18 protein-coding genes and 1 riboswitch are annotated in these 23,209 nt (G+C 47.2%); of the genes, 16 read left to right on the top strand and 2 right to left on the bottom strand.

The annotated features are described in order from the left end of the window. The 4 genes from MKY95_RS30365 to MKY95_RS30350 all read left to right on the top strand — a co-directional run bounded on the left by MKY95_RS30365 (position 1) and on the right by MKY95_RS30350 (position 7,962). The gene (locus MKY95_RS30365; protein WP_315370813.1) at positions 1-1,149 is read left to right on the top strand and encodes a glycosyltransferase family 2 protein; all 1,149 of its coding nucleotides are present in this window, start codon (positions 1-3) and stop codon (positions 1,147-1,149) included. Beyond that, positions 1,146-2,627, top strand: coding sequence for a phytoene desaturase family protein (crtI, locus tag MKY95_RS30360; protein ID WP_315370814.1), 1,482 nt, complete (start codon positions 1,146-1,148; stop codon positions 2,625-2,627). Before MKY95_RS30365 ends, crtI begins: the two co-directional genes overlap by 4 nt. A 334-nt stretch (positions 2,628-2,961) precedes the next feature. After that, entirely contained in the window at positions 2,962-4,029 is a 1,068-nt protein-coding gene (fni, locus tag MKY95_RS30355) for a type 2 isopentenyl-diphosphate Delta-isomerase (protein WP_339195847.1), read from the top strand. 684 nt (positions 4,030-4,713) lie between these two features. Next, positions 4,714-7,962, top strand: coding sequence for an S-layer homology domain-containing protein (locus MKY95_RS30350; protein ID WP_339195844.1), 3,249 nt, complete (start codon positions 4,714-4,716; stop codon positions 7,960-7,962). 128 nt (positions 7,963-8,090) lie between these two features. Here the strand turns inward: MKY95_RS30350 and MKY95_RS30345 are convergent, their stop codons facing one another. Then, positions 8,091-8,525, bottom strand: coding sequence for a hypothetical protein (locus MKY95_RS30345; protein ID WP_036612598.1), 435 nt, complete (start codon positions 8,523-8,525; stop codon positions 8,091-8,093). Between the two features lie 213 nt (positions 8,526-8,738). Here MKY95_RS30345 and MKY95_RS30340 point away from each other — a divergent pair, with 213 nt between their 5' ends. Both MKY95_RS30340 and ychF read left to right on the top strand, forming a co-directional pair. Further along, positions 8,739-9,209 (top strand): GNAT family N-acetyltransferase, encoded by a 471-nt coding sequence (locus MKY95_RS30340; RefSeq protein ID WP_036612595.1) that lies wholly within the window; start codon positions 8,739-8,741, stop codon positions 9,207-9,209. Between the two features lie 192 nt (positions 9,210-9,401). After that, entirely contained in the window at positions 9,402-10,502 is a 1,101-nt protein-coding gene (gene ychF, locus MKY95_RS30335) for a redox-regulated ATPase YchF (protein WP_339195840.1), read from the top strand. Positions 10,503-10,641: 139 nt separating this feature from the next. On the opposite strand, the gene MKY95_RS30330 is transcribed toward ychF, so the two are convergent. Further along, entirely contained in the window at positions 10,642-11,496 is an 855-nt protein-coding gene (locus MKY95_RS30330; protein ID WP_051447271.1) for a carbon-nitrogen hydrolase family protein, read from the bottom strand. A gap of 521 nt (positions 11,497-12,017) precedes the next feature. Here MKY95_RS30330 and prfA point away from each other — a divergent pair. The 10 genes from prfA (at position 12,018) to glyA (ending at position 23,128) form a co-directional block, all read left to right on the top strand. Next, entirely contained in the window at positions 12,018-13,085 is a 1,068-nt protein-coding gene (gene prfA / locus MKY95_RS30325) for a peptide chain release factor 1 (protein WP_017691918.1), read from the top strand. Between the two features lie 24 nt (positions 13,086-13,109). Beyond that, entirely contained in the window at positions 13,110-13,994 is an 885-nt protein-coding gene (prmC, locus tag MKY95_RS30320; RefSeq protein WP_339200074.1) for a peptide chain release factor N(5)-glutamine methyltransferase, read from the top strand. Positions 13,995-14,079: 85 nt separating this feature from the next. Beyond that, positions 14,080-15,300 (top strand): FtsW/RodA/SpoVE family cell cycle protein, encoded by a 1,221-nt coding sequence (locus tag MKY95_RS30315; protein WP_076319224.1) that lies wholly within the window; start codon positions 14,080-14,082, stop codon positions 15,298-15,300. A gap of 265 nt (positions 15,301-15,565) precedes the next feature. Then, positions 15,566-16,786, top strand: coding sequence for an FtsW/RodA/SpoVE family cell cycle protein (locus MKY95_RS30310; RefSeq protein ID WP_339195837.1), 1,221 nt, complete (start codon positions 15,566-15,568; stop codon positions 16,784-16,786). A gap of 256 nt (positions 16,787-17,042) precedes the next feature. Then, positions 17,043-17,702 (top strand): stage II sporulation protein R, encoded by a 660-nt coding sequence (gene spoIIR, locus MKY95_RS30305; protein WP_339195833.1) that lies wholly within the window; start codon positions 17,043-17,045, stop codon positions 17,700-17,702. Between the two features lie 559 nt (positions 17,703-18,261). Beyond that, positions 18,262-19,344: an L-threonylcarbamoyladenylate synthase gene (locus tag MKY95_RS30300; protein WP_339200073.1), complete on the top strand. Its 1,083-nt coding sequence runs from the start codon at positions 18,262-18,264 to the stop codon at positions 19,342-19,344. A 175-nt stretch (positions 19,345-19,519) separates the two neighbouring features. Then, positions 19,520-20,080 carry a manganese efflux pump MntP family protein gene (locus tag MKY95_RS30295; RefSeq protein WP_036667772.1) on the top strand — a complete coding sequence of 187 codons (561 nt, stop codon included), beginning with the start codon at positions 19,520-19,522 and terminating at the stop codon, positions 20,078-20,080. 58 nt (positions 20,081-20,138) lie between these two features. Then, positions 20,139-20,711 (top strand): low molecular weight protein arginine phosphatase, encoded by a 573-nt coding sequence (locus tag MKY95_RS30290; RefSeq protein WP_036612575.1) that lies wholly within the window; start codon positions 20,139-20,141, stop codon positions 20,709-20,711. A 96-nt stretch (positions 20,712-20,807) separates the two neighbouring features. Next, positions 20,808-20,889, top strand: a riboswitch (ZMP/ZTP riboswitch). Between the two features lie 141 nt (positions 20,890-21,030). Beyond that, complete coding sequence (locus MKY95_RS30285) at positions 21,031-21,624, top strand: TIGR01440 family protein (protein WP_076254013.1); 594 nt, start codon at positions 21,031-21,033, stop codon at positions 21,622-21,624. A 256-nt stretch (positions 21,625-21,880) separates the two neighbouring features. Beyond that, positions 21,881-23,128 carry a serine hydroxymethyltransferase gene (gene glyA / locus MKY95_RS30280; protein ID WP_164783303.1) on the top strand — a complete coding sequence of 416 codons (1,248 nt, stop codon included), beginning with the start codon at positions 21,881-21,883 and terminating at the stop codon, positions 23,126-23,128. Positions 23,129-23,209: the final 81 nt, after the last annotated feature.

Below are 23,209 nucleotides of genomic sequence, written 5' to 3'. Positions count from 1 at the left end.
ATGAATGCATCTGAAATCTTCTGGATTGTGCTTACCTGCATATTGGGCATACAGTTGCTATTCGCTCTATGGAACGTCTCCTGTCTGCCCAAAGTGCGTTCATTCCGAGCAGACCGAATACAACCACCAGACCTGCTGGTCTCGGTGCTGATTCCAGCCAGAAATGAACGACTACATATCGAAGGATGTCTGGAAAGTGTGCTCGCGAGCGATATGTCAGGATTCCGGATGGAAGTATTGGTGCTGGATGATCGCTCCGAAGATGAGACAGCGGCCATGGTACAAGCGATTGCGGATCGGGATGCACGTGTGCGTTTGCTGCATGGTGTCGATCTTCCTGAGGGCTGGATGGGGAAATCCCATGCGTGCCACAGGCTGGTTCAGGAGGCCAAGGGAGAATGGTATATGTTCGTGGATGCGGATGTGCGTCTGGAGCCAAGTGCCATTCGGCAGACTCTCGCGGCAGGGTGTGAGCAGAGCGGGGGCCTGGTAACCGGTTTTCCTTATCAGGTAACGAAGACGTGGATGGAAAAGCTTGTTGTACCCATGATGGTCTTCACCATCATCAGTCATCTGCCCATTTTCATGATACGCAGATCATCCAGTCCGATGTTTGTGGCCGCTACGGGGGCTTTTTTGCTGATTCATCGCTCCAGTTACGAAGCTTCCGGTGGTCATGCTGCCATTCAGGCGCATCTGGTGGATGACATGAGTCTCGCCAAAGCGGTTAAGCGTGCAGGTCATCCGGTGATGCTGACAGACGTGCATGACGTAACGAATACCCGCATGTATCAGAACGGTGAAGAAGTATGGAACGGATATAAGAAAAACATGTACGAAGGTATGGGACGTAAAGACGTACTGCTGCTGGGCACGATGTTGATGTATACACTGATGTATATTGTGCCTCCACTAGGATTGATTATTGGACTCCTTATGGGCAGTTCGATGTCCATTCTGTATGGATTGTTAGGAACATTATTAGGTATGGCTGTGAAAAGAGTAGCGGATCATGCTGGCGGACAACCCTGGTGGCTTGCCCTTCTGCAACCAGTCAGCATGGCCTGTGTCATTGCCATCGGATTCGCTTCCTGGCAGGCAGGCCGCTCCGGCAAGGGGTATGTATGGAAAGGTAGGCGGTACAGTTGAGAGGTAACGTCATTATAATCGGTGCAGGATTTGGAGGTCTGTCGTGTGCGATACGACTGGCTTCACAAGGTGTGCAGGTAACGATTCTGGAACGGCAGCAACACGTAGGTGGCAAGCTACAGCAGATTGAGCGGGACGGGTATCATTTTGACCGTGGACCGAGCACAATCACGATGCCATCGACCTTTCGTTCAGTCTTCGACCATGCGGGTGTAGCAATGGAAGATTACGTACAATTATATGAGTTAGAGCCGCGGACACGTAATATATTTGCAGATGGCACAGTGGTAGATTTGTCAGGTAATCGCGGGTGGATGAAGGAGCAGATCGCTGCGTACAGTCCGGAGGATGCGGCTCGTTATGATGCGTTTATGGATGAGTCTGCTGCACTGTATGCGGAAGCCAATCGTCATTTTCTGGGTAAGTTGCTGCTGTCTCCTTCTGACAAATACAATCTTCAGATGCTGCGCAGCCTGCTCCGCGTGCGGCCAACGGTGAAGCTGGATAAGCTGCTACGCTCGTATTTCCGACATCCGCATACGCTGGCTATGTTCGGACGGTACGCGACCTATGTGGGATCATCGCCGTATCAATCGCCTTCCATTTTTGCCATGATGGGGCATGTGGAAGCAGAAGTCGGCATCTACGGGGTCAAAGGCGGAACCTATCAACTGATCGAAGGAATGACCCGGCTGGCACAGGAAAAAGGCGTACGAATCATTACCGGCACGGAGGTCCGACAGATTGTTGTTCGGAATGGCAAAGTGGCAGGCGTGGATACGGATCAAGGCTCTCACGAAGCAGATCAAGTGGTTGCCAATGGAGATGTGCTTAGCGTGAATCGACTGTTGCTCGCACCGGAACACCGGAAAGAGATGAGCGATGCGCGCATACAGAAGTATGAGCCATCCATTTCAGGATTTGTGACGCTGGCAGGTGTGCGAAGGCAATATGATGCGTTGTTACACCATACGGTCTTTTTCCCGGAACGGTATGAACCGGAGTTCGACCATATTTTCCGTGACCGTAAAATGCCCGCCGATCCCACGATCTACATCTGTTATTCCGGTTATTCGGAAGTGGGCATGGCTCCGGTGGGAGCCAGTAATCTGTTCATTCTGGTCAATGCCCCCTATTTGTCGGATTCATGGAATTGGGAGCAGCAGACGGAACGTTACGGAGCGTTTGTGCTGGAACAATTGGCAGCGCGGGGAATTACCGGGTTGAATGAATCCGATGTGCTGATCCGGTACACACCGCGAGATATCGAACGGGATACCTTGGCGCATCAAGGGTCGATCTACGGCATCTCGTCCAACTCGGTGAAGCAGACCTTTATGCGACCAGGCAACCGAAGCAAAGATGTACAAGGACTCTGGTACGTCGGCGGAACGACACATCCAGGCGGCGGAACCCCGATAGTGACGTTGTCCGGACAGCTTGTTGGGGAGCAATTGGCATCGGAAATCTTGAGATAAGTTTGTTGTGCAGATGATGGAGTGAAAATGTGTTTTGTTGATCCATGTGCGTGTGTATCGTCTCTGCTAACCAGCTTCGAAGATGCGACAGATGATCCGTGCTGTTGAGTAGGTATGAGATAGTGGTGCTCCGGGATTTAAGTGAGACATTTGGTGTCGGGGCATCCTTTCAATAGCCGGTTTGGAACGTTATACTGGATAGAGTTAAACTGCTGAGCTGCAATGCTTATAGGATTAATGTTTTTGTCTTTTGCAAAAGACGTATATACATAGAAGTAAGGAACGGGCAGGTTATCCTGTCGATCCGCACGATTCTCACATAGGAGGTCTCATCATGAATGAACAAGAGCGAGCCGGCGAACGGCTGCTTCCCGAAGTGGCTACGGGAGAACGGAAGCTAGAGCACGTGCGCCTCTGTCTTGAGGAGAATGTGGCAGGAGAAGGGGTAACCAGCGGTATGGAGCGGTTTGCGTTTCGCCATCACCCACTGCCGGAACTGGATTTTGAAGAGGTGCATCTGGAGACTTCGTTTATTGGCAAAAAAGTACGTACACCCTTGCTCATCAGTTCGATGACGGGTGGAAGCAAAACAACAGGCGCCATCAATGAGCGCCTCGCCCGAGTAGCAAACGCCAGAGGCTGGGCGCTCGGCGTAGGTTCGATCCGGGCTGCCGTAGAACAGCCGGAACTTGCAAGTACCTTCGATGTGCGGCGCTGGGCACCGGACATCCCGGTCATTGCCAACCTGGGTGCGGTGCAGCTGAACTATGGTTTCACAACAGCTGACTTCCAGCGTGCTGTAGATATTGCGGGTGCGGACATGCTCGTGCTTCATCTAAACACCTTGCAGGAAGTCTTTCAGCCGGAAGGTAACACCAACTTCAGCGGATTATTTCAGCGGATTGAAAACTTGTGTCGTGAGCTAGACGTACCTGTTGGCGTAAAAGAAGTAGGTTTTGGCATCGATGGCGTGACGGCTCAACGCCTATATGAAGCGGGTGTCGCGTTCATTGATGTAGCCGGAGCAGGGGGCACAAGCTGGGTGCAGGTAGAGAAGTACCGCAACAATAACCCGGTACGCCGGGCAGCAGCTGAAGCTTTTGCCGACTGGGGCATTCCGACAGCGGAGTGTATTCAGGAAGTACGAGCGCTGAATCCTACTGGTGCCCTGATTGGCAGCGGTGGACTGCACACTGGCGTGGATGCGGCCAAAGCCCTCGCGCTCGGTGCGGATCTCGCTGGTTTTGGTCGATCTCTTCTCGAATCCGCAGTAGCTTCCGATGATGCGCTGAATGAGCGGCTGGAACAGGTTGAGTTTGAACTTCGTACTGTCATGTTTGGCATTGGTGCAGGTCGGATTGAGGATCTGAAGCAGACATCACGTCTGGTGGAACGGCGTTAGATAAAACCAGAGGTGAAGTCTTGCTGAACAGTTTTGACTTGTGAGAGTATGCGCTGGGCCCGATGGAGCAACTTCCGCTAACGAACCTGCAACACCTTATTTGGCAATATAGGCGTTAGTTGGGAATCTAACGAATCTCACACACGCTAATGGGTTAGAAAACTGCGATTTGCAGCGGATGACGCCAAAGAAAGAGTAAATAACGAGTCTATAGTTCGTTAGATTTTCAAAACGCAGGAAAAATGCTGAATAGTGTCTCTCGGGTTCGTTAGAATGTGAGGGAAACGTGGAACGGTTCATGGACCGAACTTGGCACTTCAACTGTAGACTGCGACAAGTCAATTGATTAATATTGGTGTATTACTTTTAGCATGTCGATAATCAACGGCATGCTTTTTTGTAATGTATAACAAGATGAAGATTTAATTCAAAGTAAAATTTTTTATTGTTTGTTAATACATTACACTTTATGATTGATGAGTCTTAAGGAATGGTTTTTAATAATTTTATAGGCACGAAGACTCACTTGAAATTAAGGAAAGGATGGATTGATTCAAGACTAGAAGTTAAAATTTCGAAATTATAAGTATATATTTAAGTTTTAGATATCCAAAGTAATAATGCAGGTTTTTTAAGATCATACATATGAGGCATTAAACACAATTTCTAAGAGGTGATACATACATGAAGTTCAAGAACGTATTAATTTTCATGCTAGTTATTAATTTATTGTTGGTTAATCTACTGATTTCAGGAGCAGGGACAGAAGTAGCTCATGCAAATTATGAGCCTCGTACAGATAAAATAACTACGGAGTCTTCCAAGTCGAGTGATAACTTTATAGACTCGTATAATACCAACACGACTAATACGTCTGCATCAATTGAAACAATAAGTGACACTATTACTACGTCATATTTGCCGAAACCTAACGTAACGGTAACGACAACGGAAAACTCCATAACGGTGTCTTGGGATGAAGTTCCCGGAGCAACTAAATATGCTGTTACTGTCAATCGAGAAGTTGCTATGGATAAAAATATAAGAACGTACACAATAACAAGAGTTGCACCAGATGAAACATATAGGATCGGAGTTCTCGCTTATGACGGGGAAAAATACGGAGAACAAGAGTTACTCTTCGTTAGATTGAAGGGACCTGCGCCAATCTACGATGATGCGGGTAGAATTGATTTTACGGGGAAAATTTCAGGTGAATTAGAGATTGTTAATGGTGGCTTCGCTTATGTAAACTGGGGGCTTGTGAATGGCAATGCGATCAGTCTGTTTTACAAGCAAGATGCCAATGTACTGGCTGAGGTGTACGTCAATGACGTGAAAAATACTGATCTGAACAGCCAATCCAGCTCAAGTGCTCTCATTAATGGTTTGAAACAAGGTGAGAAAAATGTGATCAAGTTAGCTTGGACGAATTCTACAGACTCCACTCAAGACTCAGTCGAGTTTATTATTACGCCTCCTGCAAAGGATGCTTATACTTTAGGAGTTTCCAAGGCGGGGTTTGGATCAGTCGTTGATCTTAAGCAATACGGTAAATGGTACCTCGTGGATAATCAAACCTTAATCTCTCAGAATACCGTTTCTAAATACATTGATACACAAGGTGATAGTGCTAGATGGAGAGTAGACCTGTATTCCAAGTTCGCAGATAGTGTGGGCTATGAACTAAATAAAATTAAAGAAGACAAGCAGTCTCCTTTTAACACGCTATGGTGGAATGTCAATGCGTTTGATACAGGGGAGTACGTTCATGGCTATTCATCTCCTGTAGGGATCGTTACCAAGGAGGATTTAGAGAAATATACAGGGGTTGTTCTAAATGATCCTAATCGTCCGAATCAGATGATATCCAGTCTGGCTTTGGCTAATCCTAATACATATGAAAATGCAAAACATGGTAATAAGGGGCCTGTTTTTACGGAGATAGCCACTGGATCTGATGCATTCCCAAATAATCATATAAACTCTGTTGCAGCAGGCAGCGCGGTACAAAACTTCAAATATAAAGCCTTCTTAAAAAATAATGTGGAATTTAAAGGACAGGGGACTCCTGAAGATCCTTACGTTATTCCGACGCTAGCTGATGGGGAACCTGTGATCACGAAACTAGATAGTCCTAGATACTCCCAGTCGAGTGCTGTGGGTAATAATGCGATTCGGTTGCAGTGGCATGCAGTGGAAGGTGCTGAACAATATATTCTCAAGAGTGGTTCTGAAATTCTATATGAGGGTCCGCTTTTAGAATATGTGCATGAAGGTGTGAATTTTAATTCGATCACTAAGTATACATTAGTAGCTCGCAAAGGCGATGTTTACAGTGAAGAAGCGAAATTTACAATCGGAATTAGAAATTTTATTACATATCCACCAGATTTCCGAGCTGAAGCGCTGGATTCCACCAAAGTTAGACTTACGTGGAGCAAGGTAGACCATGCAGTAGAGTATGTGATTACTCGTAATGATCAGCCTTTAGCGATCACTAAGTCAACCTCATACGAGGATGGGAATGTTACACCTGACACCACATACATCTATAAAGTGATTGGCCGGGACGGAGACAATGAAGGTCCTCCTGCAGTTAAAAGTGTGAAGATACCTAAGGTGACTGAGGACGTGGCACCGAAAGGCCAAATTAACATCAGAGTCAATCGAGTGTACGATAATAGAGTGGACCTACAATGGAATCTGGTGGAGGGAGCAACCCATTATGAGATTTACCAGGATCAAGTGAGTAAAGTATGGTCAGGTCATTCAAATACGATGATAGCGTACACGCTCCAGCCAGGAAGAACATATACCTATCGGGTTGTAGCGAGTAACAAATACGGAAAGGTTGAATCTAGTACAATCGAAGTGCAGACGGCGGGCATACCTCAACCAATGAATGTGGCTCCAATGAATGCCTCGAACGCAACGATTGCCTTTGAATATCAACCTATTGAAGGAGCAGTTCATTACGTTGAACGTAATCCACAAACGAAGTACGAACCTCTAGGAAACGGTGTTTATCGTAAGACGTATTTGAATACTGCCACTGGAGAAACACGTGATGAGGGTATGGTGACTGCTGTGAACGGTAAGTTGCAGTTTAGTGAAGTGGGCGTCGAACGAAATAAATATTATGAGTATAATGTCATCGCTGTTCGTGTCAGACCTGATGGATCAGAAGAGGTCATTGGCAAGCAGACGGTTGCTGTAACAACTCCAGCAGATGGAAGTGGTGCAACGGTATATGGATATAATTATCCTATTCCTCCTTACCATAATGTTAATAATATCCCTTTCCCTAGTGCGGTTACGGGGAAAAACGACAGCATTACAATTGATACTCAAGTTGTGGGTTCAAATGGAGAAGTGAAAAATCCAGCAAGTGTTACTTTTAGAGATATAGAAAAGAGTTATGCGAAGGAGGCTATTATCTACTTGGCACAGAAGGGAATTGTCAAAGGCTATTCCGATGGTTCGTTTGGTGGACATCAAAAAGTGACGAGAGCCGAATTTGCAATCTTCTTAAAACGAGCCCTTGGATATAATTCTGTGGTTCCTTATATTAATGAATTCAACGATGTTCAATCTAACTCTTGGTACTATTCGGAGATAACTCCTGCATTACAACAAGGTATACTTAAAGGATTCAGTGATGGTTCGCTTAGACCGAATGTGGACGTTACGAGAGAAGAAGCATCAAGTATGATTGAGAACGTAATGAAAAAACAAGGTTATGTATTATCATCATTCACACTTTACGATGACAACCAAATGATCTCCAATTGGGCTAGAAATAGTATCAGTCTTGTAACTCAAGAATCTGTTATGAAAGGATACCCCGATCGGAAGTTTATGCCTAAAAAGCAGCTAACCCGACAGGAGGCTGCAATGATAATCTATAACCTATTGCATAGCAAGAAGTAAAAGGCCCGTAAAGTTCTTTTTACTAACTTTTAACGGTGATAAACGATGTTGAAATAAAATAGGACCCTAACATGCAATCTTCCTAAAGGGAGATTGCATGTTTATTTGATGATTGACTGATCTACCTTTTACATACATTCTTCTTTCACGGTGACATTCTCATTGGTTACAGTGACGTAGGAATTGCCGGACAAGTATTCCGTATAACCGCAAACCGTTTTGTTATAGGTTTTTCCGCGACTGTCCGTGAACGCCAAGGAGACGACCCCCTCCCCGGAACGTTTCAGTTGCGGGGCGAATTTCACGTTTGCTCCGCTGGGAATATCCTTGTCGAATATGTAGGTGGAGCCACTCTCGTTGTTGTTAAACGAGTTGTCGCCTTGAACCAGGCTGGCCTGAATATGGGTGAGGTCATAGTCGGACTGATTGTGGATCGTGATTCTTAAGTGGCGAAAGGGATCCATTGCATTCAGAAAGCTCATAAAAGCGACTATGGCGATTCCGAGTATGATAGCGGATAAGATAATCATTTTCTTTTTGGAGAATCGGCGACGTGTGTTCAATAAGATCCACTCCTTTCCTATGAGGTATAAACGATGGGATGAGATCAAAAGTTTTGATTAAAATGGATAAATATGAAAATTGAAAACCGAATCGTCAGAATAACTTTATGCGCTAAGCGGAAGAACAGGATACAATAAGATACTAGTAGTGCAAAAAGGACTGCACAGAGATGATACATAATTAAGATCACTCGAAATAAGGAGGTAAACAACATGGAACTTTCTCCAATGAATCAGGAAGATTATTCGAGTTTTTGCATTCGATCGATTAAGGATTTTGCACAGGAAAAAGTAGAAGCGGGTACCTGGGCTGAGGAAGAGGCGCAGCGACTGGCGGAGGAATCTTATGAACGTTATCTGCCAGAAGGCTTGAACACACCCGGAGCATATCTCTACAATCTGGTGCATCCTGTGGACGGAAATGTAGGGTATATCTGGTTTAATATCACGGATAATCGTCGTGGAAAAGATGCTTTTTTGCTGGATATCGTGGTTGAAGAAGTGCACCGTGGTAAGGGATACGGAACAGAGACAATGCAGGCGCTTGAACAGACGGCCTTGAGTCTTGGCGTGGATCGCATTGGTTTGCATGTCTTTGGACATAATGTGCGGGCGAGCAGCCTATATCGCAAGATGGGATATGAGGTAACGGATCTAACCATGTACAAGGAAATAAAAGGGTAAACCTAATAGCGGATATTCTAGGCAAAACTTAAGATCTGCGCAAAACGAATTATCCGCAGTAACCGGGGATTTCGGGAAGCGTATGGGACTCTGGTCGAATTGGCGAAGTTCCTTGATGCCTTGAGGTTTGTCATATATAATGTATAGGATTATCCATACCGAACAAGTAATCAATGAGGAGTTGTCATATACATGGCTTTGAAAGCTGGAATCGTGGGTTTGCCTAACGTTGGTAAATCTACATTGTTTAACGCAATTACACAAGCAGGTGCCGAATCGGCAAACTATCCGTTCTGTACAATTGACCCTAACGTGGGGATTGTTGAAGTACCGGATGAGCGTCTGGACAAACTGACAGAACTCGTTGTACCTAAGAAAACAGTACCAACGGCGTTTGAGTTTGTAGATATCGCTGGTCTTGTTCGCGGTGCGAGCAAAGGCGAAGGTCTTGGTAACAAGTTCCTTGCTCACATTCGTGAAGTAGATGCAATTGTACACGTGGTACGTTGCTTTGTAGATGAGAACATCACACACGTCGACGGTAAAATTGACCCGGTGAGCGACATCCAGACGATCAATCTGGAGCTGATCCTGGCCGATATCGAGAGTGTTGAGAAGAAAATCGATCGCTCCAAGAAAAACATGAAGGGCGGCAACAAGATTGCCTCTCAAGAAGTAGAAGTATTGGAGAGAGTGAAGGCTGTTCTGTACGATGACAAGCCGGCACGCAGCATGGAACTTACGGATGATGAGCTTCTGATCGTGCGCGATCTGCACTTGCTTACCTTGAAGCCTGTTCTGTACGCAGCCAATGTAGCTGAGGACGAAATCGGCGACGTGGCGAACAATGCTTACGTGCAAAAAGTAAGAGAATTCGCAGCTGCTGAGAACGCAGAAGTGGTGCCAATCAGTGCGAAGGTTGAAGAAGAGATTTCTGAGCTGGAAGGCGAAGATAAACAAATGTTCCTGGAAGAACTCGGTATCGAGGATTCCGGTCTGAACCTGTTGATCAAAGCGGCTTACAAATTGCTCGGTCTGTACACATACTTCACAGCAGGTGTACAGGAAGTTCGTGCGTGGACAATCCGCAAAGGTACCAAAGCGCCTGGCGCAGCGGGTGTCATTCACACCGACTTCGAACGTGGATTCATCCGTGCAGAAGTGGTTTCCTACGACGATCTGGTTGCAGCGGGTTCCATGAACGGTGCCAAAGAGCGCGGACAACTTCGTCTTGAAGGTAAAGAGTACGTTGTAAATGACGGCGACGTTATGCACTTCCGTTTCAACGTATAAGTTGTTACTCGTTTATATTTAGATTCAATAACCAAAACCCTACGATCTTCTTGTGAAGATTGTAGGGTTTTTAGTATCGATGTAAGGGGCCACCTCAATCGTAATGTACTTATGTACGCTCAATTCATACGAGGTTTGCTTAGTTACCAACAATAGTCTTGAAAGAATAGTGTTCTTTATTTATATCAAACGAATCCGCAAGCATTCTTTCGCCATTTCTAGCTTGATTAAGAAGATCGGGGTCTAATTCAGCTATGAGCAACTCAACGTTGTCTTGCGAGGCATCAATTATATTATCACCTAGAGGGTTCCATACACCGCTATGTCCACACGTATCCCAGACTCCGGTTGTTCCAACGTGATTACACATCGCTGTAAATATCGTATTATCCAGAGCGCGGGCAGGAAACCATACTCGTGACTCTTTGTACCCCATTCCTTTACTAAAAAGAGAGCTACCCATATATAAATGACAGCCATTTTGTGCTAAAAGACGAGAATGTTCAGGGAAACCTGCGTCATAACAGATGGCCATCCCAATATTCCAGCCCTTTAATTTAATGATGACCTGCTCATTATTGGTTGAGAACATTTCTTTCTCCGTTTGAAATAAATGAGACTTGTCATAAACACCCACTTCATGTCCATTGGAATCTATTATAACTGAAGAGATGAACACATCCTCGCCTCTTATTACAGGGGTTCCGATGATTGACCAAATGCCGTACTTTTTGCATGCTTGACGCAACTTATCAATCCTCGCATCATTAATGGAGAGTGTATATTCAGTTACATTGGATTCTACGATTTCTGGCACATATCCCGTCAGATATTTTTCTGGAAACATGATAATATCGGCGTGCTCTTTTCCAGCTTCTTCAATCATCTCATAAGCCCTATTAACGTTCTCTTCAATATTTCCGTCGATCGAAGAACATTGTGCCAAAGCAATCTTTAATTTTTCTGTTGGAAAAACAGCTGGTGTTAAGTTCATAGCATCCATTCCCTCCTAAACTAAAATATCAAAACTATGAATTATAGAGCCCTTGTATATATTTTACAACATCAGAAATAAACTTGAATGATCTATTTGTTACAAACATTCTCGGTAGGCGAATCCATCAGCGGAATGACAACGAGTGAAAGTTGAGAAAATTGAATTATAAAAATTAGTTCATCCGCATGCGGAACAGTTACTATTCAGAACCATAAGAATATGCTATAATTAAGAGTCGTATACCACGTTAAAATTCGCGCTTGAACAGATGAGCTTAAGCGAGTTTCATACAGGGTACGCGATTTCTTGATTTCACTTTAAAAGTAAAGGATTTGATGACGTTGTAGCGATGTTATACGTCGATCATACAGGAATGTGAATACATGCTGCGGTCAGGGGATTCGGTGTGAATCCTGTGCGTTGTGGAATATAGATTATAGATGTTATGAATAATGAAACCGAAATAATTATTAAAAACGATATTTGCATGGACAAAATAATGTGTGAGGTGACTATACATGTTGGATAAATTACAGGCGTTAGCCGACCGTTATGACAAGTTGAGCGAACTTTTGTGTGACCCGGATGTGGCAAGTGACAACAAAAAGTTGCGGGAATACTCCAAAGAACAATCCGATCTGCAACCAACTTATGAAGCGTACAATGAATACAAACAGGTAAGTCAGGATCTCGAAGCTGCAAAGGAAATGCAGGGTGAGAAACTGGATGATGAGATGCGCGAAATGGTCAAAATGGAAATTGACGAACTGAGCACTCGCCAGAAGGAACTGGACGAATTGATTCGTGTACTCATGCTGCCAAAAGATCCGAATGACGACAAAAACGTTATTGTTGAGATTCGCGGAGCAGCTGGTGGAGATGAAGCAGCGTTGTTTGCAGCAGATCTGTATCGGATGTACACACGTTATGCAGATGCACAAGGCTGGCGTGTAGAGCTGATGGACGTTAACACAAATGATCTCGGTGGATTCAAAGAGGTTGTTTTCCTGATCAACGGACGTGGCGCATACAGCAAAATGAAATACGAAAGCGGCGCACACCGTGTACAGCGTATTCCGACAACCGAATCCGGCGGACGAATTCATACGTCAACTTCAACGGTTGCGGTTATGCCTGAAGCCGAAGATTTTGATATCGAAATTCATGATAAAGACATCCGTGTTGATACGTTCTGTTCCAGTGGTGCAGGTGGACAATCGGTTAATACCACGAAATCCGCAGTACGGGTAACGCACGTTCCAACGGGAATTGTGGCGACATGTCAGGATGGAAAATCACAGAACTCCAACAAGGAAAAAGCGTTGCAGGTTCTGCGTACACGTATCTTCGATATGAAACGTATGGAAGAGGAAGCGAAGATCTCTGTTGAGCGGAAGAGCAAAGTGGGAACGGGCGACCGTAGTGAGCGTATTCGTACGTACAACTTCCCGCAAAGCCGTGTGACGGATCACCGTATCGGTCTGACGATGCACAAGCTGGATCAGATCATGAACGGGGAGATTGAAGATATCTTGTCTGCACTGACGATTGCTCAGCAGACCGAGTTGATGGATAGAGGAGAATAATCTGTGACCCGCGCGCAGTTTGTCATGACGCCGGAACAGAGCTGTCGGGAAGCCTTCGTGGAGGCTTCCTCTTTTTTGGAGAAGTGCGGCGTGTACGAGCCGCAAAACAATGCCCGGCTGCTGCTGGAACATGTACTCGGCGTTTATGGCGCCGCGTATTACATGATGCAGCCGGAGCCTTTTCCCAGCGAGCATCGCAGCCGCTGGGAGGACGCCGTCACGCGCAAGGCTGCGGGTGAGCCGGCGCAATACATTATCGGCAGCCAGGAATTTTATGGGCTGCCGTTCGAGGTCACGCCGGCCGTGCTGATTCCGCGGCCGGAGACCGAGCTGTTGGTCGAGGCTGTGCTACGCGAAGCCGACCGCGTGTTTCCCGACGGCGCTCCGCTCGCCGTCGATATCGGCACGGGCAGTGGCGCCATCGCGGTGACGATGGCTTCACTGCGCCCGCGCTGGCGGGTTGGCGCCGGGGATCTCTCGGCGGCTGCCCTGCAAGTGGCCGCGCGGAACGCGGCCGCGAACGGGGTACAGATCGACTTCCGTGAAGGCGATCTGCTGGCCCCGTTCGCCGGGGCACGGGTGGACATCCTGGTGTCCAACCCGCCATACATCCCGGCGGCTGATATCGCCGGGTTACAACAAGAGGTGCGCGATCATGAACCGCGCATGGCACTGGACGGCGGTCCGGACGGGCTTGCACCGTACCGTATCATGCTGGAGCAGTTGGCGCTGTTGCCTGCGCCGCCGCAGATCATTGGTTTTGAGCTGGGCCAAGGGCAGGCTCGCGACATCGCAGCTTTGCTTGAAACGGCGGGACATTGGCCGGAAATTATCATTGTACCGGACCTTGCCGGAATCGAGCGGCATGTCCTGGGTGTTCGTACTTCGGAACAGGTGACGAAAATGTAAGGTTCCGCGGGTTTTCTTTTTGCCGTGAAATCCTCTACAATGAGATATACCGAAGATTTCTGAATGCTTGGGGGAACATAATTACATGCTGCACAAATTTAAAAAGATAGACTATTCTATTGTCTTTATACTCGTTATTCTGATGGGTATCAGTATTTTATCGATTTACAGTACAACGTTTGGTCGTCCGAGATGGGAATCCTACCCTCAAAAGGCAGGGATTTTCTATATTATAGGTTTCATCGTATTCTTCGGAATGTCCATGATTAACTATAAAGTGATCATCAAAAACTATTTATATATCTACGGTGTGGGCTTACTGCTACTCGTTATCGTTAACTTTTTCGGTGTTACGTATTATGGAGCCCAAGGCTGGTTATCCATATTTGGCCTGAGTTTGCAGCCTGCGGAATTATTTAAGTTGTGTTTAATCGTTTTCCTGTCTGCTCTGCTTGCGAGAAAGAAAAACAGACCCTTATTCTTCGGGCGTGATGTCATTCCGATCGCACTGTGCGTTTTGCCTCCTTTGTTGTTGGTTCTGCTTCAAAATGACTTGGGGAATGCTTTGAGTTATGTAGTCATTCTTGTCGGTCTGTTGTGGATTGGCAATGTGAAATTCAGCCATGCACTGATTGGTTTCGTGATTGCTGTTGCTGCCTTTATTGGTGGAACACAGGCCTATATTCATTATCATGATGAAGTTGCCAATTTCCTCAAAGATATTGGACGTGCTCACTGGGCTGAGCGGTTTGACCCTTGGCTCGTGCCAGAACAGACATCCAGAGATGTATTGTGGCAGACCTATAATGCCAAGTTAGCCATCGGTTCCGGAGGAATCAGTGGTAAGGGGTATCTCGAAGGTACGACAATCCAGTCCAATCGAGTACCGCTCGCATATGCGGATTCCATCTTTGTGCAGATTGGTGAAGAATTCGGTTTTGTTGGAGCATCGGTATTGTTACTGCTCTACTTTATTCTGATTCACAGGCTGGTGTTGATCGCACTGGAGTGCAAAGATCGGGCTGGGCCGTACCTGATTGTAGGTATTATTTCGATGCTTCTCTATCAGATTTTTGTTAATATTGGTCCGTTTATCGGTCTGATGCCATTAACAGGGATCACACTTCCATTTATCAGTTTCGGCGGTACCTCTCTTGTGCTCAACATGCTTAGTATGGGTGTTGTCATGAGTATTAAAGTTCATACGGAAGAAAATGAAGATATCCTGGGTTCGTCAGAACAACTCAGTATCACTGAGATGGTCATGAAGTTGTTCAGACGGAAGCAGTCGCAGCAAGAGCAATAACTCTCGTGAACAGAACGTAAGATATATGTGTATAAGCGTAAATAACGATATAACTATTAAACCCTGGAACAGACCAACCCAAGTTACAAGGGGTGGATGTTTTGGGGTTTTTATTGTTTTTAGAGTGTGAGTCGGGCCATTGAATGGTTTAATAGTCATCCTGAAGCATCCAGATTTCCATTTTATCATCCATTTTTATACAATAGTAATATTGAGTTCAATTGGAAATGATAGAATGCTAGATTTCAGGGGGATGGACAGCGTCATGTTGAGAATGTTGAAAAAGATGGACGGTGTGATTCTTTTTGTAATGCTGTTGCTCATGATTATTAGTGTATTTGCGATTTATAGCGGAACGCAGACAGATGCCAACCTGGCGAATCATCATGTCAAAACGATGTATTTCTATGTGGCCGGGTTCATTGCGGTGCTTGTGATCGGGCTTGTGAATTACAAGTTATACGTGAAATATGCGTTTTATTTGTATGGCTTGGGGATCATACTGCTGATCCTGGCCAATGTCCTGGGAAGTTCAATCAATAACGCCAACGGTTGGCTGAAGCTGGGCGAAAACTTTTCTTTTCAACCGGCAGAGCTGTTCAAGATGATTCTGATTTTGTTCCTCGCCCATTTGATCGTGAAGAGACAACGAGGCACACTGAAATTTTGGAGAGATATTGTGCCGATTGGCTGTTGGGCGTTTATTCCGTTTGCCCTTGTTATGGCTCAGAATGATTTGGGAAATGCGCTGGGGTATGTGGTGATTCTGGCTGCGGTATTCTGGATCGGAAATATGAGGCTGAAGCACGCATTGATTGCACTGGCGATTGTGGGGGTAGCGTTCTTTGGTTTTGTCAAAGCCTATACCTTCTACCATGATGAAGTATTCACTTTTCTTGAAAAGATAAAACGTGAGCATTGGGCAGAGCGTATTGATCCCTGGCTTGTACCGGAGGAGGCTACCTCCAAAGCTTCCTGGCATACAAAAAATGCAGGTTTAGCCATCGGTTCAGGGGGCATCATCGGCAAAGGTTACTTGCAAGGAACATCCGTTCAGAGTGGACGAGTCCCCTATACGTATTCTGATTCCATTTTTGTTGTGATCGCAGAGGAGTTTGGCTTTGTTGGTGCATCCGTACTGATTCTGTTGTACTTTATCCTGATCCACCGCATGGTGCTGATTGCTCTGGCATGTAGAGATTGCGCGGGACCCGTCATCATTGTAGGTATTATAGGAATGTTGTTGTATCAGGTGTTTGAGAACGTGGGGGCGTTTCTCGGACTGATGCCACTCACAGGTATTACGTTACCGTTCATCAGTTACGGCGGCACCTCTTTGCTTATTAATATGGCTTGCATCGGTGTAGTCATGAGCATTAAGTTGTACGGGCAAGAAGAGGAGGATGAACTTCTGATGGGAGAGCAACAACCCCGGTTGTCGGAACGTTTATGGAATATGCTCAAGAAAGAGAAAAGTGCTGTGTAACTGTTGAGTCGGTGTAGGTGAAAAGTAAAGCGGTGGGACGTATAACGTGATCGTTTATAGGAATGAAGAGGTTGATTTGCCCTGTAACCAGGTGCGGATCAGCCTTTTTAACATGATAGGTGAGAAAGTGTAAATCATAGAAACGATTTAGTAGATTTATTGCAAATGCTAGGTTTACTTCTGTCTCTACGGGGCATACTGATAGACATGAGAGAGTTGCAGGCAACGTGATCAGAGAGCCGAGGGGGAGAACGGAATGAGCAGACGAATTGTAAAGCAAATTGGACTTATTATTGTATGTCTTATGTTGATTATCATGATGTGGGAAGGTCAGAAAACGGATGCAGCTGTGGCGGCCACAGCAATTCCAGAACAATCAATTCGCTTGCGTATTCTAGCAAACTCGGATGCACCAGGAGATCAATTGGTGAAACGCGAGATTCGGGATGCTGTCGTTGCTCAGATGGGCGAGTGGGTAGCCGAGCTGGAGAATCCGCAAAGTCTAGATGAAGCGCGCAAGGTTATTCGTGAGCATTTGTCCGAGATCGAGAATAGAGTAGGAGAAGAGTTGGCCAGTCGCGGTTTAAATTATGAGTATCAGGTGGAGCTGGGTTCTGTTCCTTTCCCGACCAAGCTGTATGGGGGTACCGTCTATCCTGCCGGAGATTATGAAGCGGTTCGAATCATACTGGGCGAAGGCAAAGGTCAGAACTGGTGGTGTGTGTTGTTCCCGCCGCTGTGTTTCATTGATGCAGGGACCGGGGATGCACTGGCGAAACCTTCAACCGTATCGGCCGTTGCAGCTGAACCAGGAGATGCAGAGGCATCTGTGCAGGGAGACACACCGGAAGCAAGATTCTTTCTGTGGGATATGGCTGTGAAACTATGGAGTTGGGTGACTGGATTGTTCGCATAACAACGGATTTATACTGAAAATAAGGGCGACTTCGATTCAGGGAGCTGCCCTTTTGATATGATTTAGTGGTGAATTTCCGGGCGAAGTTTGAAGGGCATCCGAGTTGGGACAGGTATGTTATAATTACTTATAGTGCGTGTTCAAAAAGTCTGGTTTTCAGTACCAAGAAGATGGAATGAAGCTAGAAATGGAGTAGCGGAGCGTAGGAAAATTACGTGAGCAACCAAAATGTTTCCTTCGGAAACATACTTCGTAAGCCTCCCGCTTATTTCGGCTGAATTTCATATTCGACGTTGATGATGCCGCTAGGCATCTATCGTAATCAAAAGCGTACTTTTTGAACAACCTCTTATATTGAATATGGATATGAACTAACCTACTTGAAGTTTAGGAATGATGATATATGAGCAGAGAAAACGAACCAGTGCAACACACCTCTGAGATGAGGGATGATAGAGAAGAACGTGATATGAAAGCTCCGGGAGAGCTGGTCACTGAGATGTGGGATGTACGTGTCTTGGTGAGCGCTGAGAACGATCACGGATTGGGTAATATTGAAATGTTGGATGTGAAAAAGGGGAGCGCCGATCAACAGGCGCTCGCCGACTTGCAGGCTGCCGCAGCCTGCATTCGTCAAGGTCAGACGGTGGCCTTTCCGACCGAGACGGTCTATGGCTTGGGTGCTGATGCGCGTAGCACAGCAGCCGTGGAGGCTGTATTTGTCGCTAAAGGCCGACCTTCCGACAATCCACTGATTGTGCATATCGCGCACCGTGACCAGTTGGATACGCTGGTCACGGAAGTGAACGAAACGGCGGAAGCGCTGATGGCGGCCTTCTGGCCGGGACCACTGACGCTGGTGCTGCCGGTTAGGCCGGGGGCGGTGTCCCCGCGTGTCACCGCCGGTCTGGACACGGTGGCCGTGCGCATGCCGGACCACCCGGTGGCCTTGCAGTTAATCGCGGCGGCGGCATGCCCTGTAGCTGCGCCAAGCGCCAACCGCTCTGGGCGGCCAAGCCCGACACTCGCGTCTCATGTACGCGAGGATCTGGATGGCCGCATCGGCGGCATTGTGGACGGCGGCCCCACCGGGGTGGGCGTCGAGTCCACGGTTGTGCAGGTCGGTGACGACGGTACCGTCACCATCCTGCGCCCTGGCGGCATTACGGCGGAACAATTGTCCGCCGTTGCCGCCCGTGTCGCCACGGACCCCGCGCTACTCGCGGAGGGGGCCGATGGCGTGGGCAGCCCGGCGCCGCGCTCGCCGGGCATGAAGTACACGCACTACGCACCCGCAGGGGCGCTGTGCGTGGTAGAGGGGCCGCCCACAGCGGTGGCGGCCTGGATCTGCGCCGCCCTCGCAGAGGCGGCGCAGCGCGGAGAGCGCACCGCTGTGCTGGCGTTCGCCGAGCACGCGGAGCAGTACCGCGCCGATGCCGTGTTCTCGCTGGGCGATGCCAGCGAGCTGGAAGAAGCAGCGCGCCGGCTATACGCCGCGCTGCGCAGTTGCGATGAGCAAGGCGCCACATATATTGTGGCTGAAGCCTGCTCACGCGAAGGGCTGGGAGCAGCCGTCATGAATCGGCTGCTCAAGGCTGCGGGGAACCAACTCATACAAGTTGGCAACCAGCAACCCTCATAACCTCTCCTGATCATACAGTCAGGAGAGTAATCACTCTTTTTCCAAAACAAAATCAAGATTCTATAAAGCCAGCATCTGACCAGAGATCCGTCGCCGTTTGCCTTTCATCGGTCATGTTTAGGTCCTTGTCCGCATATCGTGTACAAGAACCTTTACGTGACTTGGGGGTATGGGGATGTGGGATGTGTCTGTCCATGTAGGGCAGTTGGTAACCATTTTGATCATGGCTATTGCGCTTGGCCTCGATGCGTTCTCACTCGGGATCGGAATTGGCATGAAGGGCATTCGGCTGCGGGATGTATTGCGAATCAGTATTGTAACGGCGCTATTTCATATCATCATGCCGCTCATCGGCATGTATATGGGCAAATACGTCAGCTCCCTGCTCGGTGACATTACGACGTATGCGGCAGGTGGATTGCTTGTTTTGCTGGGTGCTCATATGATTCTGAATGCATTCCGTGAAGGCGATACAAAGCTGGTGGACCACCGTTCCCTGCTCGGCGTTGTTTTGTTCTCCCTCAGCGTAAGTGTGGATTCATTCTCCGTTGGCGTATCCTTAGGGATGTTTAGCAGTGATCTGATCTTGACCGTACTTGCTTTCGGCGTTTGTGGCGGGGTGATGTCGGTTATGGGGCTGTTATTAGGCCGTCGGGTGAGTCAGAATCTCGGGGATTACGGCGAAGCTATTGGTGGCGCAATCTTGCTTGCGTTTGGACTTTTGTTTATATTTTAGAATAAAACTTGAGATATCATATCATTCGCATCATATGTAAAATGGGGAGGCTAACACAATGAAACATATTTTATTCGTGTGTACAGGAAATACGTGCCGCAGCCCCATGGCAGAGGGGCTTTTGCGAAAATTGGCATCGGAGCGTGGCATTCAGGTAGAGGTTCGCTCCGCAGGTGTGGCAGCAACGTCGGGTATGCCGATCTCCCGACATGCTGAAGCAGTTTTGAGAGATCATAACGTTGAAGGTCCACCTCATTCCACACAGCTTAGCTCTAACCTGGTAGGTTGGGCCGATCTGGTTCTTACATTAACACGGAGTCATAAGCAACATGTCATGCAGGTTTTTCCCGATTCAGTCCACAAAACCTATACATTGAAAGAATATGTGGAGGATGATGAACAGGTATTAAGTGATGTTCAGGAGTTGGACAGCCTGTTTGCAACGCTTGAGATGAAACGTGCCCTTGGCCAAGAGATCCTGGCATCGGAGCGTGAGCGAGCCATTGAGATTAGACAACGAATTCCAAGTTTCGACATCTCCGATCCGTTTGGAGGAAGTCGTGATGATTACAATATAGCTGCAGCTGAGATTCGGACGGCATTGGACCGGCTTTTGGATAAGCTGGGATAATTCTGATCCTGCGAGGCAGGTTATAGAAATAGGACACGTGATGTAAATTAACCGTTGATTTTAGCCGCGGGTTGTTTTATGATGAAGGGGAAAACAGGGATCCGGTGTAACTGGCGACGAAGTGGGCATAACCACGATGGAGCACCGGAACAAACGGCCGGTCGCCTGGGCAAAAGAGCAATTCTGCGTTACCCGCAGACTGCTCTTTTTTTCGTCTTTCATCTGATTATTCGCTATAATAGTACCTGAGATGCCGTGCAAGAATACGAAGGACAACCAAGAGTTAGCGGGCATGATTTTATCGGGAGGCGATAATAGGATGACTATAGAGTTAGATTCGGAACAACCCGGATTGCAGGAACAGACCGCGTCTATTCTGCATGAACTGGCGCTTGCCGGACAGCTTGGGCCTGGACAGATCGTTGTGATCGGTACAAGCACAAGTGAAGTCGCAGGCGCTCGGATTGGTACGAGTGGTGCCATTGAAGTGGCGCAGCAGCTTCTTGCGGGTATACGCGAGGTGCAGGAAGAGTTCGGTTTTGACACGGTATTCCAATGTTGTGAGCATCTGAACCGTGCGCTGGTAATGGAACGTTCTGTGCTTACTCGACTTGGATTGACCGAGGTTGGTGCAGTACCCGTGCCCAAGGCCGGAGGTTCAATGGCATCCGCAGCATATCGTTCGCTGACCGATCCATGCCTGGCTGAACATGTGCAGGCCCATGCGGGACTGGACATTGGGGAGACGATGATTGGGATGCATCTCCGGCATGTAGCCGTACCCTATCGTACAGCGCTTCGCTATGTTGGAGATGCTCGTGTAACCACAGCGTTGACCCGTCCGAAGTTGATTGGCGGCGAACGCGCGGTGTATCGTATGGAAGAACAACCAGATTCGACATTTTGTGACTAACATATAAAGCGAGACTAATTGGGTTACACTCCTGACTTTGATTGCATCACCATCTTCCGATCGCTGTTATCCCCAGATTTTTTAATTCCCTATTTAAAAGGGGAAATCCGGTGATAGCCTATGCTTCCGGAGTAGCTTTCTAAAGAAAGCTTCTAGGCGACCACTTCGTTTCTTCAGATTGGTGTTGCACTCGCCGTTTTCGTGTAAACATTAGTTTCACTTTATAACTTCACTTATAACTGGGAGGAATTTAATCATGGAACAATTGCGCAAGAATGACCCGGCAGTACTGGAAGCGATGAATCTTGAACTGAAACGTCAACAGAACAACATCGAACTGATCGCATCCGAGAACATCGTAAGTGAAGCAGTAATCGAAGCAATGGGATCTGTTCTGACCAACAAGTACGCTGAAGGATATCCAGGTAAACGTTACTATGGCGGTTGTGAGCATGTGGACATCGTTGAAGACATCGCGCGTGATCGTGCAAAAGAATTGTTCGGAGCAGAACACGTGAATGTTCAACCTCACTCCGGTGCACAAGCGAACATGGCAGTTTATCTTGCAGCGTTGAAACCTGGTGATACTGTACTTGGTATGAACCTTGCCCATGGTGGACACCTCACACACGGTAGCCCGGTTAACGCATCTGGTTTGCTGTACAACTTTGTAGCATACGGCGTACAGGAAGATACATTCCTGATTGATTATGATGAAGTACGCAAAGCGGCTTTCAAACACCGTCCTCGTCTGATCGTTGCAGGCGCAAGTGCATATCCGCGTACCATTGATTTTGAAAAGCTAGCTTCCATCGCCAATGATGTAGGCGCTTTGTTCATGGTGGACATGGCTCACATCGCAGGACTGGTTGCTGCTGGTTTGCATCCAAACCCGGTTCCACATGCGCATTTCGTAACAACAACTACACACAAAACGCTGCGTGGACCTCGTGGTGGTATGATTCTGTGCCGCAAAGCGTGGGCAGCAGCGATTGATAAAGCCGTATTCCCAGGTTCCCAAGGTGGACCTCTGATGCACGTGATCGCTTCCAAAGCGGTAGCATTCGGAGAAGCTTTGCAACCTTCGTTCAAAACGTATGCTGAGAATGTCGTAAAAAACGCACAGGTTCTGGCTGAAACACTGATCGCTGAAGGATTGAACATCGTATCTGGTGGTACAGATAACCACTTGATGCTGATCGACACACGCAGTGTGAACATCACAGGTAAGGAAGCTGAGCATGTGCTTGATTCCATCGGTATTACCGTGAACAAAAATGCAATTCCATTCGACCCTACAAGCCCGTTTGTAACGAGTGGTATTCGAATTGGTACACCTGCTGCAACTTCCCGTGGCATGAACGAAGAAGCGATGGTAGCGATCGGTAAGATCATTGCCAAAACGCTGAAAAATCCAAAAGATACAGCGAAGCTGGATGAAGCTCGTGCAGAAGTGACTGCACTGACAGACCAATTCCCGCTCTATACCGATCTTAAATACTAAAAAACTTTGCTCATGCTGTTTGTATTTGAGATGTTCTTAAAATGGGATACAAAAAAACGAAGCAGACAGAATGAGACCGCA

It is taken from the genome of Paenibacillus sp. FSL P4-0176 (assembly GCF_037975265.1).
GTDB lineage: Bacteria > Bacillota > Bacilli > Paenibacillales > Paenibacillaceae > Paenibacillus > Paenibacillus amylolyticus.
The sequence above is the reverse complement of the archived record's forward strand: the minus strand, read 5'-3'. Positions and strand labels throughout refer to the sequence as shown.